Origin of the sequence: Agrobacterium tumefaciens (assembly GCF_031801495.1) — a bacterium.
In the GTDB taxonomy this organism is placed as follows: Bacteria; Pseudomonadota; Alphaproteobacteria; order Rhizobiales; family Rhizobiaceae; genus Agrobacterium; species Agrobacterium tumefaciens_K.
In genome coordinates, this window is sequence record NZ_JAOEGC010000002.1 from 109,260 (window position 1) to 124,082 (window position 14,823).

General features: G+C 59.3%; 15 protein-coding genes. 5 read left to right on the top strand and 10 right to left on the bottom strand.

Features of this window, described 5'->3' with window-relative positions; genetic code table 11:
- Window positions 1–56: 56 nt before the first annotated feature.
- The 5 genes from hutC (at window position 57) to N7578_RS09975 (ending at window position 4,688) form a co-directional block, all read left to right on the top strand.
- Window positions 57–794, top strand: coding sequence for a histidine utilization repressor (gene hutC, locus N7578_RS09955; protein ID WP_311110194.1), 738 nt, complete (start codon window positions 57–59; stop codon window positions 792–794).
- Between the two features lie 193 nt (window positions 795–987).
- On the top strand, window positions 988–2,142 hold the full coding sequence (gene exbB, locus N7578_RS09960; protein ID WP_311110195.1) for a tonB-system energizer ExbB: 1,155 nt from the start codon (window positions 988–990) through the stop codon (window positions 2,140–2,142).
- Window positions 2,143–2,148: 6 nt separating this feature from the next.
- A complete protein-coding gene (exbD, locus tag N7578_RS09965; RefSeq protein ID WP_311110196.1) occupies window positions 2,149–2,634 on the top strand; it encodes a TonB system transport protein ExbD in 486 nt (161 codons plus the stop codon).
- Window positions 2,631–3,560: a TonB family protein gene (locus N7578_RS09970; protein WP_311110197.1), complete on the top strand. Its 930-nt coding sequence runs from the start codon at window positions 2,631–2,633 to the stop codon at window positions 3,558–3,560. Before exbD ends, N7578_RS09970 begins: the two co-directional genes overlap by 4 nt.
- 138 nt (window positions 3,561–3,698) lie before the next feature.
- Window positions 3,699–4,688, top strand: coding sequence for an Ldh family oxidoreductase (locus N7578_RS09975; RefSeq protein WP_311110198.1), 990 nt, complete (start codon window positions 3,699–3,701; stop codon window positions 4,686–4,688).
- Window positions 4,689–5,428: 740 nt separating this feature from the next.
- On the opposite strand, the gene N7578_RS09985 is transcribed toward N7578_RS09975, so the two are convergent.
- From N7578_RS09985 to phnL, 10 genes are all read right to left on the bottom strand, one after another.
- Complete coding sequence (locus N7578_RS09985) at window positions 5,429–6,469, bottom strand: AraC family transcriptional regulator ligand-binding domain-containing protein (protein ID WP_311110200.1); 1,041 nt, start codon at window positions 6,467–6,469, stop codon at window positions 5,429–5,431.
- 56 nt (window positions 6,470–6,525) lie between these two features.
- Window positions 6,526–7,158, bottom strand: a complete 633-nt coding sequence (phnN, locus tag N7578_RS09990) for a phosphonate metabolism protein/1,5-bisphosphokinase (PRPP-forming) PhnN (protein WP_311110201.1) — start codon at window positions 7,156–7,158, stop codon at window positions 6,526–6,528.
- Window positions 7,155–8,291, bottom strand: coding sequence for an alpha-D-ribose 1-methylphosphonate 5-triphosphate diphosphatase (locus N7578_RS09995; RefSeq protein ID WP_311110202.1), 1,137 nt, complete (start codon window positions 8,289–8,291; stop codon window positions 7,155–7,157). Before N7578_RS09995 ends, phnN begins: the two co-directional genes overlap by 4 nt.
- A complete protein-coding gene (locus N7578_RS10000; RefSeq protein ID WP_311110203.1) occupies window positions 8,288–8,986 on the bottom strand; it encodes a DUF1045 domain-containing protein in 699 nt (232 codons plus the stop codon). Before N7578_RS10000 ends, N7578_RS09995 begins: the two co-directional genes overlap by 4 nt.
- A 127-nt stretch (window positions 8,987–9,113) precedes the next feature.
- Window positions 9,114–10,463, bottom strand: a complete 1,350-nt coding sequence (gene phnE / locus N7578_RS10005) for a phosphonate ABC transporter, permease protein PhnE (protein ID WP_311110204.1) — start codon at window positions 10,461–10,463, stop codon at window positions 9,114–9,116.
- A complete protein-coding gene (gene phnE / locus N7578_RS10010) occupies window positions 10,463–11,449 on the bottom strand; it encodes a phosphonate ABC transporter, permease protein PhnE (protein ID WP_422646698.1) in 987 nt (328 codons plus the stop codon). The genes phnE (N7578_RS10005) and phnE (N7578_RS10010) overlap by 1 nt, the downstream gene beginning before the upstream one ends.
- Window positions 11,450–11,518: 69 nt before the next feature.
- On the bottom strand, window positions 11,519–12,424 hold the full coding sequence (gene phnD, locus N7578_RS10015; RefSeq protein ID WP_311110205.1) for a phosphonate ABC transporter substrate-binding protein: 906 nt from the start codon (window positions 12,422–12,424) through the stop codon (window positions 11,519–11,521).
- A 94-nt stretch (window positions 12,425–12,518) separates the two neighbouring features.
- Window positions 12,519–13,394 carry a phosphonate ABC transporter ATP-binding protein gene (phnC, locus tag N7578_RS10020; RefSeq protein WP_311110206.1) on the bottom strand — a complete coding sequence of 292 codons (876 nt, stop codon included), beginning with the start codon at window positions 13,392–13,394 and terminating at the stop codon, window positions 12,519–12,521.
- Window positions 13,395–13,477: 83 nt separating this feature from the next.
- Window positions 13,478–14,116, bottom strand: a complete 639-nt coding sequence (locus N7578_RS10025) for a DapH/DapD/GlmU-related protein (protein WP_311110207.1) — start codon at window positions 14,114–14,116, stop codon at window positions 13,478–13,480.
- Window positions 14,113–14,820 (bottom strand): phosphonate C-P lyase system protein PhnL, encoded by a 708-nt coding sequence (phnL, locus tag N7578_RS10030; RefSeq protein ID WP_311112458.1) that lies wholly within the window; start codon window positions 14,818–14,820, stop codon window positions 14,113–14,115. The genes N7578_RS10025 and phnL overlap by 4 nt, the downstream gene beginning before the upstream one ends.
- Between the last annotated feature and the right edge of the window lie 3 nt (window positions 14,821–14,823).

Consider the following 14,823-nt stretch of genomic DNA (forward strand, 5'->3'; position numbering starts at 1 on the left):
AGTTCCAGCAGGACCGTGTTGGCTGACGCATCTGTCTGGCAGGAGGGTACACAGGTATGGCCAGCACTGAGACCGTTCATCAGGAGAAATCGTTGCACGAGCGGATTCGCGACGATGTCGAAACCCGTATCATGACCGGCGAGTGGCCACCCGGTCACCGCATTCCGTTTGAACATGAAATAACCCGCCAATACGCATGCTCCCGCATGACGGTGAACAAGGCGCTTGCCGAACTCGTGCAACGCGGCCTTATCGAACGGCGCAGGCGTCTTGGCACATTCGTCAGGCAGCCTCACGTCCAGTCCGCCGTTCTTGAAATCCACGACATAGAGCGGGAAGTGCAGGCCCTGGGGCTTGTTTACGGCTATCGGCTGGACAGGCGGGTTCTGCGTGGCGCCAACGAAAAGGACAGGGCAGCGATGGAGTTGCCGGAAGGTGCGAATGTGGTGGAGCTGACTTCCACGCATTTTGCTGGCGGCCGTCCTTTTTGCCTCGAAGAACGTGTCATCAATGTCGATGCCGTGCCGGGGTCGGAATCGGCCGATTTCTCAGAGATCGGTCCGGGCACCTGGTTGCTGAAAATGGTGCCGTGGAGTGCGGCGGAACATCGTATCACCGCTGTCGCTGCCGATCGGCGCATCGCGACAGCACTTGGCATTGCGGTCGGTGCCGCCTGCCTCGTCATCCACCGACGGACGTGGCATGGGCCGGATTACATTACGGATGTTCATGTTACCTACCCGGGCGAGCGGCACAGCCTTGTTGCCCAGTTTTCTCCTTCTCAGAAGAATTAGGACCGATCAAATGGTCACTTTTTCGTAAAGAAGAGTTTACGACTCCGCTATTGATAATATAATAGTTGTCAAAGGAACTCATGTTTATTATCGGAACGGCGTGCACGCACGACGTAATCCGTGATGACCCGGTTTAAGAGAAGCTGGCCAAGTTTGCGGATGGGTTCATCGACGGAAATCCGGGATAAAATTCATGTCATTTGAGACCTCCACCTCCCTCGCCATCCTTGAAACGGCAAGCAGGAAGCCACGTATTGCTAAGGTCGCGGCGATCGCGTTGCTGGCCGGGCTTCATGCCGGTTCGGTTTTTGCGCAGGCAACGCCCGGAACCTCGACAGAACCCGCTCCGCTATCGGAGACCAGCCCAGGCACACAGACACCGTCGACCGCACCCGTAGCCACGCCGCAGGCTCAAACGCCTGCACCAACCGCGCAGCAGACGCAGCCAGCCGCTGAAGCCAACCAGCAACCGGTAGCAGCGCCTGCACAACCTGTATCGTCTGCTCCGGCTCCGGCCAACGAAACAGCAGCCCCGCAGCTGCAGGGTGAAACGACGGCGCCAGCGACGGCAACCGGGAACTCGACGGTTCTGGAACCAATCGCCGATCCGGTTGAGCGTGCAGACATTCCGCATAATCTTTCGCCTTGGGGCATGTTCATGGCGGCCGACTGGGTCGTCAAGGGAGTGATGATCGGGCTTGCCCTCGCTTCGCTGATCACGTGGACCGTCTGGGTTGCGAAGTCGATTGAACTCGCCGGTGCCCGCGTTCGTGCCGGCAAGACCCTCAAGGTCATCCGCAAGGCAAAGACCCTCGTCGAGGCCACGGAGGCCGTCGAAAAGAGAGGCGGGCCTGCTGCCCTCATGCTGCGCATGGCAAGCCATGAAATGCATCTGTCCGACGCTGTTGTCGCGCACACCGATGGCGGCGGCATCAAGGAGCGAGTGTCCTCTGCGCTGTCGCGCATTGAAACCCATGCCGGTCGCCGCATGTCGCGAGGAACGGGTATCCTGGCAACGATCGGTTCTGTCGCTCCCTTCGTCGGCCTGTTTGGTACCGTCTGGGGCATCATGAACTCCTTCATCAGCATTTCCGAGACGCAGACGACAAATCTCGCCGTCGTCGCTCCCGGTATCGCCGAAGCGCTGCTGGCCACGGCTATCGGACTGGTCGCCGCTATTCCCGCCGTGGTGATCTACAACGTCTTTGCCCGGTCCATCACCGGCTATCGCCATCTGCTCGCGGATGCGGCGGCAGGCGTGGAACGTCTTGTCAGCCGCGACCTCGATTTCCGCCGCATTCCTCCGGGCAGCAGCAGCAAGCCCGCAGTGTCTCTGGTCGGACGGTGATCGGATATGGCTGGCGGTATTCGAGAAAACTTCGGAGATGATCTCTCCGAAAACCATGAAATCAACGTGACGCCGTTCATCGACGTCATGCTCGTCCTGCTCATCATCTTCATGGTTGCTGCACCGCTGGCGACCGTGGATGTGAACGTGGATCTGCCCGCCTCGACCGCCAAGCCGGTCGAGCGCCCTGAAGAGCCGCTTTACCTCACGGTCAAGGAGGATCTGTCGCTCAACCTCGGCAATGATGCGATTGCGCGTGAAGCGCTGGCGGCCGCCATCGACCAGCAGACGGGCGGCAAGAAGGACACGCGTATTTTCCTGCGCGCTGACAAGGCGGTGGATTACGGTCACTTCATGGAGATCATGAATCTCCTGCGTGACGCCGGTTATCTGAAGATCGCACTTGTCGGTCTGGAAAGCGCTGCCGCCGCCTCACAAACTCCCGCTGCCGCGCCACCGGCAGCGCCCACCACGCAGGGAACGGCGCCATGACCGATAACGGTTACCCGCAGTACAAGCCTTCCCGTCTCGGGGAAGTGGCGCTGTGGACCGTCGCAGCTCTGTTTATGTTCGGCGTGCATGCCGGTTTTGCCTATTATCTGATGCAGGAGCCGGTCGAACCGGATTCCGATGGTTCTCCGCCTGCCGCGATCATGATCGAGATGGCCGCCATTCCCGAAGCGGTGAATACGGAAGAAACCACGCAGGCCGATGATGTCGAGGACGCCGAGGAGGTGAAAAGCGACAACAGCCAGCCGGTGGAAGAGGTAAAGCCTCAGGAGCCTCCACCACCACCCGAGCCGGTTGCTGAAACACCGCCGCCAGAGCCGGTCATTCCCCCCGAGCCGATTGAAGAAGAAATCGTCGAGCCGCAGGAAATTCCGGAACCTGTTGAACAGGTCGATCCGGTTCAGGAGCAGATGATGGCGGCACTCGAAAATGTCGAGGTGCCTTTGCCTGTCATGCGGCCTCCGCCTCCGCCGGTCGAAAAAAAGGTCGAGAAAGAAGAACCGGTCGAGAAGAAAAAAGTCGAGCGCGAGCGTCCGAAGCCGCAGCAGGCATCGCAGCTGCGCGAAACTGCGAAGGCAGAGGCACAGCAATCAGACCGGACGGCAGCATCGCGGAATACGGGAGGCCTCTTCTCGTCGTCTTCCGTATCGCCTGCCAAATGGGGTTCGAGGGTTCGTTCGCACATTGAGCGCCGTAAACCACGCTCTTTGAAGGGCGGCTCAATGACGGCACTCGTCCGTTTTCGCGTGAACGATGCGGGGGCCATCAGCGGCGTCAGCGTCATCCAGTCGACGGGCGATTCCTCCATCGACCAGCAGATTGCCGCCTGGGTGCAGAATGCGTCCCCGGTACCGGCGCCGCCTCCGGAAGCCGGCAAGACGGTGACCGTGCCGATCAGCATCCGCTAAACACGGGCCGGGATTTTCCCGGCCTTTTTGTTGCGGCATGGATGGATGTCTTCCGGCGTGATCGGCATCGAAATGGATTTCGCTTGTTCCCGTGATGGTGTAGGTCTGGTCGTCTCCCAGAAACAAGGCATCCCATACATGAAACTATCCATTGCAGAGGCGGAGGATTTTGTTTCCTCCATCTTCGAGCGCAACGGCGTGTCGCCTGAAAATGCTCGTTCTGTCGCGCGCGCCCTCGTCGCCTCCGAAGCCGCAGGGCAGGGCGGTCACGGTTTCCGTCGTATTCCCGCATATGTGAAGCAGGCGCGGTCCGGGAAGGTTGATGGCAAGGTACGCCCCTCGTTTAAGCGCACAAGGCCCGGCGTTCTCGCTGTGGATGCTGGTTACGGTTACGCCTATCCGGCCATCGATCTTGCCTTGGGTGAGTTACCGGAGATGGCCCGCCAGCAGGGCATAGCCCTGGCGGTTATCGGCCGTTCGCACCATGCCGGCGTCATGGCGCTTACGGTGGAACGCTTTGCCGATATGGGTCTGGTTGCCCTCATGTTCGCCAATGCACCAGCCTCCATGGCGCCATGGGGTGGCACCAAGCCTCTTTACGGAACCAATCCGATTGCCTTTGCCACCCCTGTTCAGGATGCCGATCCGCTTGTGATCGATCTTGCCTTGTCCAAGGTTGCCCGCGGCAAGATCATGGCTGCCCGGCAGAAGGGCGAAACAATTCCGGGAGACTGGGCCTTTGATCGCAACGGCCGCCCGACCACGGATGCCGAGGAAGCCATGGCCGGAACGATGGCGCCGGCGGGCGAAGCGAAAGGTGCCGCGCTTGCCTTGATGGTCGAGATCATGGCTGCGGCTCTTACCGGCGGCAATTTTGCCTTCGAGGCATCGTCGCTTTTCGATGACAAGGGAGATCCACCGTCGCTCGGCCACACCATCATCGCCATCGATCCATCCAGTCCCGGCACGGGGTCGTTTACCGAGAGGCTGGGCCTGATCGTCGGTGAAATAGAAAAACAGGAAAATGTCCGCCTGCCAGGAAGACGGAGCCAGGGTATTCGTCGGCAGGCGCTGGAGAGCGGTATCTCCATCGACAGCGATATTCTCGCGGAAATACAGGCGCTTTGAAAACAAAACCCGGCGGACCGACATGGACCCGCCGGGTAAACCGCCCGCGCTTGACGCAGACAGGAAATCATTTCCTGTCTGCTTGCTGGTCCGCCGTCCGTTCGCTTGAAACGAAAGGATCATGACGCATCAAGCCGCGCATGCGGTTTTCACGTCCACGCAGAGGGGACGTTTCGCACGGACGTCATATGTTGCGATCGATAAGGCCACGAAGCAGTGCAGTGGAAACCGCATTGAGAAGGTTTGTTGCGCCCAGCTTCGTGCGCGCGCTTTCCAGAATGTCCCGGACGTCTTTTTCATCGGTTTCCGTAGCGGCGGCTATGCGCGAGGGATGCTGGCCTCGCGCGATAAGCCCCAGATATTGCCGTTCAATGTCTGAAAGAGTCCTTTCGTATGGATGATTACATCCATGCTGCACTTGCGAAGACATGTTGTGTTCTTTTCTCATCGGAAACGCGGAATGGAACCGTCCGCAGAAGGCTTATGGCTACTTCTGTCGGTTCGTCTGAATCTGTAACTGGGTAATAGGAACGACCGTTTCGCGGCCGAAGTTACGGAGCAGACGCCGTTGTCGGCTCCGAAAGATGGCCGCTATTAAGCGATATCGACTATGAATAAAATAACTTCGCACGCCACGAAACACGGTTGTGTTGTTACGTTCTGGGTCAGGTCGGGTTTATGCCCGATGTTTTATTTGCTGTTTATTTCCTGAGTAGAAAGATAATTACAAAAAGCCCGGTTTATTCGGTGGAATGATGTGTGTTTTTCTTGCGGATATCCGTCGGAGTCTGGCCAAACCACCGGGAAACGGAGCGTGAGAACGCGCCCGGCGTTGAATATCCCAGCCGATAGCCGATATCGGACACGGGAAGGTCGCTTCCGATCAGAAGTCTGTATCCGGCGTCCTTGCGAATGGCATCCCGTATTTCGTTGAGATTGGTTCCAAGCGTCGCGAGACGACGCTGAAAACTGCGCTCCGAAAGATTGAAGTGAGGGGCGATCTCGGCAAGCGAGAGTTCCGTATCGGTCAGCCGCATCTGCAGATAGCCTTTTACCTGGTCGATGAAATGGGTCGCCTCGACCGAGGTTTCCGGCCGCAACATCCGGCATTGCAGGTTCATCAAGTCGAAAAGCCGTTTGTCAGCCCGGGGATTGACAACATCGAGCAACGCCGCTGGCACCCTCAGGGTATTGATTGATTGGGAGAATCCTGTACGTCGCGTCAGGCGATCTTTAAATAGCTGGATATTATGGGGTTTAGGGCGTTCGAGGCCAACTTCGACCTGATTGATCCGCTCACCGAGAATATCGCGCAGCCGTTGAAACAGAACGGCCAGTGCCAGATCGACATACTGGTCGCGCCTGGCGATAACCGGCGCAAAAGTCCACGACAGCGACGTGTACTGCCCGTCAGCCGCCATCGTGAAATGGCTGGTATTGGTCGCGTAATAAACATGGTCCTGAAGAAACTGCAGGAATGACCGGACGTCCGGTGCACTCATCAGGCCGTAGCCGAAAGCTCCCGAGCCTCCGGCCGGGAAGGTCGAAGCGCATTGCAGGCCGAATGCGTCATCGGCTGAAATCACGGCGCAGGTTTCCAGAAGGCGGCATAATTTCTCGAGGCTGACCCGCTCCGTGAGGCTGCCGAAACGGCTGGAGTCGATGCCCAGAGCTGAGCAGATAGGGACTATATCGATCCCTCGTGATTGCGCATAGCCAGCCACTCCGGCTGCCATACCGGCCACGACCGTTATGTCGTCGTTGACGTGTTTTCCGGGCATCCGTCGTCTGGCGCGTGATGTTGACGAATTGTCGTCAGATGCTAAGCCGTGATGAATTATTTGTCGAGTGTTGTCCTGTCGGAACGTGCGTTTCGGCAGGCGGAATAGCTCTGTTCCAGAACACGGATGATGGTTTTTCCGGCGTCTTCGATCGCGCCGCTGTTGTCGACAGTCGTCACATCGAAATCCCCGAGTACAGTCGGGGCGCTTCGTTGCAGTCGCCGGAGGATGTCGTCTCTGGTTTCGCGCCCGCGCTGCTCGAGCCGTTTTGCCAGAACCTCCGGTCGCGCAACGATATTGACGATCTTGAGATTTGGGAAAACCATGCCGAATTGCGGTAGGGCGGAGCGTGAACCATTGGCAACGACAACATGGCCCGCTTCGAGATGACCGTGGACGCTGGCGGGGATACCGTATTTCAGCCCATGCGCCTGCCAGAACACGGCGAAAGCACCATCCCTCTGGCGTTGATCGAACTCGCCAGCGGACACGGAATCGTGGTTTTCCCCCCCAGCATCACCGCTGCGCGTAATGACGCGCCGGGTGAAATGAAAACCTGGCTTGTCCGCAAAGTGCCTTGCGGCGTAGTCCATGAGGGTATCCTTGCCGGCCCCGCTCGGGCCGACCACTACAACCATCATGCCGGACGCTAGGTTGGGGCTCTGCGCGGTACGGTGTGGGTCGATCATGCGACACGTCTACCTTGGCGCCAGACGGAGCGAACGACCGGAACGCCGTCTTCGCGATGCACCCGAACGAGGTCGGCGCGAAGGCCGGTCTGTATGCGTCCACGATCATCGAGGCCCACGGTCCGTGCCGGCGTGGCCGTGACCATCGCCAATGCCTGCGGCAAGGTGATGTCTTCAACCTGATCGGCGAGCAGGAACGGCGCATATAGAAGGCTGAACGGCACATAATCGGACGAGAGGACGTCCAGCACGCCGATCTCGGCCAGATCGCGGGCGGCGATATTGCCGGAATGGGATTTGCCGCGCACGATGTTCGGCGCTCCCATCAGCACGCTCATTCCGGCGCCATGCGATGCCCTCGCGGCCTCGATGCTCGTGGGAAACTCCGCGAGCTTGACGCCATGTCCGATTGCTTCGCCGACATGCGCTTCCGTTGCGTCGTCGTGGCTTGCGACCGTGATGCCGCGTTCCGCGCAATTTGCGGCGAGGTAATCGCGGTGCTTTGCGGAATAGGCGGCGGAGGCGGCCACGCGGCGTTTCACGAATTCGGCGAATGCCTCGTCGGTCAGACCGCGCTTCTTCTGATAATAGAAGCTGTATTGCTCCATCGACTGGAACTGTCGCTGCCCCGGGGAGTGGTCCATCAGCGAGATGAGGCGTACGCGCGGATCGGTCTGGAAATCCTCGAAGTGATCGAGCACGTCCGACGACGCGACCTCGCATCGCAGATGCAGCAGATGATCGGCGCGCAGGCGGTTCTGGTCGGACGCCGCCTCGATGGCATCTGCCATCTCGCGCATTTCGCCTTTCTTGAAGCCGCCGTCTTCGTCCGACCCGAGCCGCAGGCAGTCAAACACCGTGGTGATGCCCGACGATGCGACCTGCGCATCATGCGCCTGAATGGCGGCAATCTTGTCCCAGGTGACACCGGGGCGGGGCGAATAGTGCTGTTCCAGATGGTCGGTATGCAGTTCCACCAGTCCGGGGATCAGGAAATCGCCACCGAAATCCTCGCCGACGGCGGAAGAGCCTTCGCTGATATCCGCGATCTTGCCGTCACGGATCAGGACGGAACCTGAAATGATATCGTCTTGCAGGACGATGCGGGCGTTGGAGAGAACATGTTCGGTCATGGCGTGGCATCTTTCTTTGGCGGTTGGCCGAGTGGCAACCAGCGATGGACGGCAAAAGGGGCGCCGCGCGTTTCTTCGGCAAACAGGGCAATGCCGGAAACGGTCAGCGGGCGGTCGGTAAATTCGGAGAATTCGTTGGTAAGGACATGGCGAAGGCCGGTCGCCTCGTTTTCATCCACGCGGCCGGTCAGCGTCATGTGAAAACGGAAGTCCTCCATCACATAGGGGTAACCCCAGAGCGAGAGGTTCTGACGCTGGCTTTCCGTCAGGCTTTGAGGCCTCCGCCGCGCAATGTCGCTTTCTGACAGCGGAGCGCGGAACCGGTCGAAATGATCGACGACCCCGGCCGCGAAGTCCTGCAATGGCTGATAGGTGCGATCCGGGACGAGGGCGAAAAACGGTCCAAGTGCATCAACGACGACACGTGGAATATCGAAGGCCGGTTGGTTCGCGGCAAAGTCGTCGAATGCTCTGATCAAGTCCGCTTCGCTGTATTTTTCAGACAGCTCGAACGGAGCTTTCAGCGTCGCATGGAAACCATAACGGCGTGGTTCCGCGGTGATGTCTGCAAAGCTGCTGTGGTCGTCATGCAATGTACCGGAAAACGCGTCTCGTCCTAGCCAGCGTGCCGCCGTTTCAGTCAACGGATGGTCTTTAGCCGGAGAAAAATAGATGGCATAGCGCACGTGCAGCACTCTTCAATGTCATGGAAACCGGAGGCGAGAAGCTATTTGGCGTGACTCGCCCGCTCCCCGCAAGGTCAGGAGTGCGACGTAAATGGTTTCCGTGACAGAATGATGATGACGGCGATAAAAATCGCCGTCAGTGGTGAGGTTTTCCGATGAGCCTGGAGCGCAGGGCGTTCGAAAGATTGTCGAAGACGAAAACTACGAGCAGGATCAGCAGAACCATGTAAGCAACTTTGTCCCAGTCGGCATTTGTGCCCATCGCTTCCAGCAGTTTCAGACCGATGCCGCCCGCTCCGACCGCACCGATGATCGTTGCCGAGCGGGTGTTGCTCTCCCAGAAGTAGAGCGACTGGGAAATGAACACCGGCAGAACCTGCGGCAGCACGCCGAAACGATTGATGGCGAGTGGGGACGCGCCGACGGACTTGACGCCTTCGCGCTGCTTGTCATCCACGTTTTCCAGCGCTTCGGCATAGACCTTTCCGAGTGCGCCCGTGTCGGTGAAGAAGATCGCCGCGATGCCCGGAATGGGCCCCGGGCCGAAGCTGCGGGTGAAGAACAGCGCCCAGATCAGCATGTCGATAGAGCGCAGGAAATCGAACAGCCGTTTCATGCCCCAGTTGGCAGCTTTGCTGGCGGTGATGTTGCGCGCGGCGATGAATGCCAGAGGCAGGGCGAAAAGCGTGCCGAACAACGTGCCGACAAAGGCCATGACGAGCGTCTGCATCAGCTTGGAGAGGATATCCGCATGCTGCCAGACATCGTTCTTCAGGAAGTCGTCCGTCATTGCCGAAAGGTTGGAGCGGGTGGGATCGACGCGCTGTTCCCAGAGTGCGAGTGCGGCCAGCTCGCCCCAGCTCTTGCCCCAGAACTGCGACCGCGTATCGAACAGGAAATTCGCCCAACCAAGGAAGCGGCGTTGCACGTAGACCTGGCTGCTGCGGATTTCCGCCTGACCGGCAAAGCCGTATTCGACGATGACCTTGGTTCCGTCCTGCCGGATCTGCGATGGCGCGCCTGCCGGTGCCTGCGCGGCGTCTTCGCTGATGCTGACGGGATAGGACACACCGTCGACATAGACGTCGGCGCGGGTGGGCGTCACATCGATGCGGTTCTCGGTGTTGCCATAGATCACGCTGTAGCCACCGTCCGGCAATGGCTGCAACCAGCTGATATTGGCATTGGCCGGATATTGCCCGCGGCTCGACCATTGCGGCACAACCTTGCCTTCGTCGAAGCGCAGCCGGGGCTGGGCGCGCCAGGAATACCAGTCCTGAATGTAGCTGGATGCACGATCCCATCGACCCTGCGTGAAAGCGGGACCGACGTTGAAGAAGAAGAAGCAGGCGACGAGATAGGCAAAAACGATGGATATGCCGATCAGCAGTCCGTGGCGCTGAGCAAAGCTGCGCTTGAAAACTTCCGGATGCGCTGCGGTGAGGCGTTCGCGGTCGGCGGCGTTGAGAACGAAGCTGGACGACATCAGGCGGCTCCCCGTCCGAATTCGAAGGATTGATGACCGATCAGCCTGCGACGCAGCCAGGCGGAGAACTGGTCGACGGCGATGATGGTGATGAGAAGCAGTATGATGATGGCATAGGTCTTGGCGGCATGATCGCGGCCGATGGCAAGGCGGAAAACTTCACCGATGCCACCGCCGCCAACTGCGCCGATGATGGTCGAGGCGCGGACATTGATTTCGGCGCGCAGCAGGGCATAGGAAACGAAATTCGGTAGAACCTGCGGCACAATGGCGAAGCGGACGCGCTCCAGCCAGCTGGCGCCTGCGGCTCTCAGGCCCTCATCCGGCTTCATGTCCGCGTTCTCGACGACTTCGAAGAACAGCTTTCCAAGCGCGCCGATCGTATGCACCGAAATGGCAATGATCGCCGCAATCGGCCCGATCGAAAGGATAGCCGTCAGGAGACCGGCAACGACGATTTCCGGGAAAGCGCGCAGGATTTCCATTGTACGGCGCACAGCGAAACGTACGGCACCTGCACCGACAAGATTTGTCGAGGCGAAGAAGCAGAGGATGAAGGCGAAAGTCGTGCCGATGATCGTAGAAACCAGGGCGATATTCAGCGTGATGATGAGCTGGTAGATGAAATGCGGAATGTAAAACCCGTCCGTGATATACACCCGGTCGGCCGTGTAGTCGTATTTGAGTGAGCCGTCTGCGTAGGGCGACGGCAGATCGAACATGGCGCGGAAGATTTCCAGCGGGCTGTCCGGCACGAAAGTTTTCAGAAAATCGAAGAAGTAAGGCAGGCGTTCGAAGAACTTCCCGGAATTCGCGTCATTGGCAAAATTCAGCGAGGCACCGAGGATGATCAGAAACACCACCAGCGAGATGACGGTGTAAACGCGCCGCGTGGCAAGCTGTCTCTGATAGTGGCGCATGACGGTGATGGAGGATGCGCTCAGTCCACCGTTTTGCAGGTCGCCTTGTTGCAGGGTCGTCGCCATGCCACTTTCCTTCTTGGAAAAAGCGGCAGTGCCCGGGGCACCGCCGCTCTCATAAAAATGTCGTTATGATCAGCCGCCGATAACGGACTTACGGGCGTCGATGATGGTCTGGTAGAAGGACGCATCAACCTTGATGTAGTCCTTGTTCTTGCCCTGGGTGAACGCCTGAAAGCACGCCAGATCCTTCTTCGGCAGTTCCATGAAGAAGTCCTCGATCTTCTGCTTCATGCCTTCACCGACCTTGTTGGCGACCATCAGCGGGCCATTCGGGATCAGCGGGGACTTCCAGACTTCGACGATATCGTCCATGTCAAGGTTGCCCTTGGCGACCATCTGGTGAAGGTTGCCGCCGGTGTAGCCCTCTTCCCACTTGCCAACGCCCGAACCGAAGGTGGTACCGACGTCGAACTTTTTGTCGAGAACGGCGAGAACGAGGTTCTCATGGCCGCCACCGAAACCGGTCTCGGAGAAGTATTCCTTCACCGGCGCGCCGATTTCCTTCGGCAGGGCGACGTTCGGAACGAGGTAGCCGGAGGTGGAGTCCGGATCGGCAAAGCCGAGCTTCTTGCCCTTGGCGTCGGCCAGTGTCTTGATGCCGCTATCCTTGCGGGCAACCATGATGGTGTAATAACCGCTGGAGCCGTCAGAACCGGTGTAGGTCAGGATCGGATCGACAGCCTTCGGATCCTGAAGGGCGATCTTTGCGTAGGAGGACGCGCCCATGGAGGCGATGTCGATCGTGCCGCCAAGCAGACCCTGGATAACGCCGTTGTAGTCCGGCGACGGGAAGATCTGCACTTCGGGGACGCCGGTTGCGACCTTCAGGCCATCGGCGACGCACTGTGCGTTACGCAGTTGGTCGGAAGCGTTTTCGGAACCGTCGAGGCCGATGCGCAGAACCTTGACGTCCTGAGCCATGGCGGAGCCGGCCAAAACGCCGAAAGCGACGGCCGAAAGAAGGGCTTTCTTCAACATGGTTTTTCTCCTGGTATCCGGCGAACCGGGTTTATTGTGATTGTGAAAGACGTACGGGCCACTTGACGCGGGCGCGAATGATACTGAGCGGCCCTCAGATTCCGACCATCGTAATCGGTTGATGAGCCAGCGGTTCGGAGCCGGCAGATTGCTGTGACGCGCGGGCTTGAAGCTGCGCGCCGGGAATGGTGATGCTGGTCGACGTCAGGGTTTCGTCGATGCCGGATCCTTGGGAATCCGTTCCGTAGATCGCCTTGACGGCGGAGGCGGTCAGCTCGGATGGCGTTCCGTCGAATACGACGCGTCCTGCGGCCATGCCGACGATGCGTTCGCAGTAGTTGCGCGCCGTATCCAGCGTGTGCAGATTGGTGATGACGGTGATGCCTTCGCGTTCGTTGATGTCACGCAGCGCGTCCATGACGATCTTGGCGTTCAACGGATCGAGAGAGGCGATCGGTTCGTCGGCCAGTACCATTTTGGGCGACTGCATCAGGGCGCGGGCAATGGCCACGCGTTGCTGCTGGCCGCCGGAGAGCGTACCTGCCGCCTGCATTGCGACATGCTCGATGCCAAGGCGCTCAAGCGCGGCAATCGCCATCAGGCGCTCTTCATGGGTGAAGATGTTCAGGAGGCTGAGCGCCGTCGAGCGGTGATTGAGGCGACCGAGCATGACGTTGGTGAGAACGTCGAGGCGTGGCACGAGATTGAACTGCTGGAAGATCATGGCGCAGTCGCGCTGCCAGTTCCGCAGCGAAGCACCCTTGAGCGAGGACACTTCCAGTTCGTTGAAGTGTATCGAACCGGATGAGGGATCGACAAGGCGGTTGATCATCCGCAGCAGGGTCGACTTTCCCGCGCCTGAGCGCCCGATCACGCCGACCATCTGGCCTTGCGGAATCTCGATATTCACGGCATCGACGGCAGTGTGATTGCCGAAGCGGCGCGTGACTTGCTTCAGGTGAAAACTCATTTCCCCGTCCAATCTGCTCTTATGACGGGGAACGACGTAACAGCGCTCCATGAAATGCGAATGTCAGTTTGATGAAGAAAATATTACGCGTTGGCCTGGAAAATCCTGTCTTCGTATTTGGAGACGAATTGCTCGGCACCGAGTGAACGGAAGTCATCAAGCGCAGTGCGAAGGGTGGCGTGATCCCAGTCCCACCACGCCAGCCGATCCATGCGCGTCCCGAGTTCTGCGGAAAAGCGCTCTCTTATCAGCTTTGCGGGGACGCCGCCGACGATGGTGTAGGGCGCGACATCTTTCGATACGACCGCCCCGGCACCGATCACCGCTCCATTGCCGACGTTGACGCCGGGCAGGATGGTGACGCCGTGGCCGATCCAGACATCGTGTCCGATCACGACTTTTTTGGCGCGGCGCGCATCGAAAAAGTCCTGCTCGTTTTCGGCATCATCCCAGTAACTGGCAGCGCGGTAGGTGAAATGGTGCAATGTCGCCCGCTCTACCGGGTGATTGGTCGCATTGATGCGCACTGACGCAGCGATGTTGACGAACTTGCCGATGGTCGCGCACCAGACCGCGCCATCCTGCATGATGTAGGAATAGTCGCCCATCTCGACTTCTTCGATCCGGCATCGCTCCGAGATTTCGGTGTACCGGCCGATGGTGGAACCGGTCACGCGGGCTGTGTCGTGAATGACGGGCTCGAGGCCAACCTTGACGCTCATGCTGCAGCCTTTCGTGGCGAGAATTCAGAAACGTCGATGATGCGGTCGGCGACGGCTTCGCGAACTTCCTCATCGTGGAAGATGCCGAGGAGCGCCGTGCCGTTGCGTTTCTTTTCGAGGATCATCTCGACCACGACACGCCGGTTTGCGGCGTCCAGCGAAGCGGTTGGCTCGTCCAGCAGCAGGATCGCGTGGTTCGTGATGAAGCCGCGTGCGATGTTCACGCGCTGCTGTTCCCCGCCGGAGAAGGTGGCAGGCGGTAGCATCCACAATTCCCGTGGCAGGTTGAGCTTGGCCAATAGTTCGCCAGCCCGCTCGCGCGCTTCCGCCACGGCGACCTTGCGAGCCAGAAGCGGTTCCGCCACGACGTCCACGGCCGAGACGCGCGGCACGGTGCGAAGGAACTGGCTGACATAACCGATGGTCCGGTGGCGAATGTCGAGGATCGTCCGTGGTGCGGCGCTGCCGAGATCCACAACCTGCCCTTCATGGCTGATCAGGATCTGCCCGCCGTCGATGGCATAGTTGCCGTAGAGCATTTTCAGGATCGAGCTTTTGCCGATACCCGACGGCCCGCCCAGAACGACGCATTCGCCGCTGCACACCGAGAAATTGACGTCGCGCACGACGGGCAGTTCGATGCCGTCGCGAAGATGCATGGTGAAGCTCTTGAAGACTTCTGAAACGACGAGAGGAGTTGGCATCAT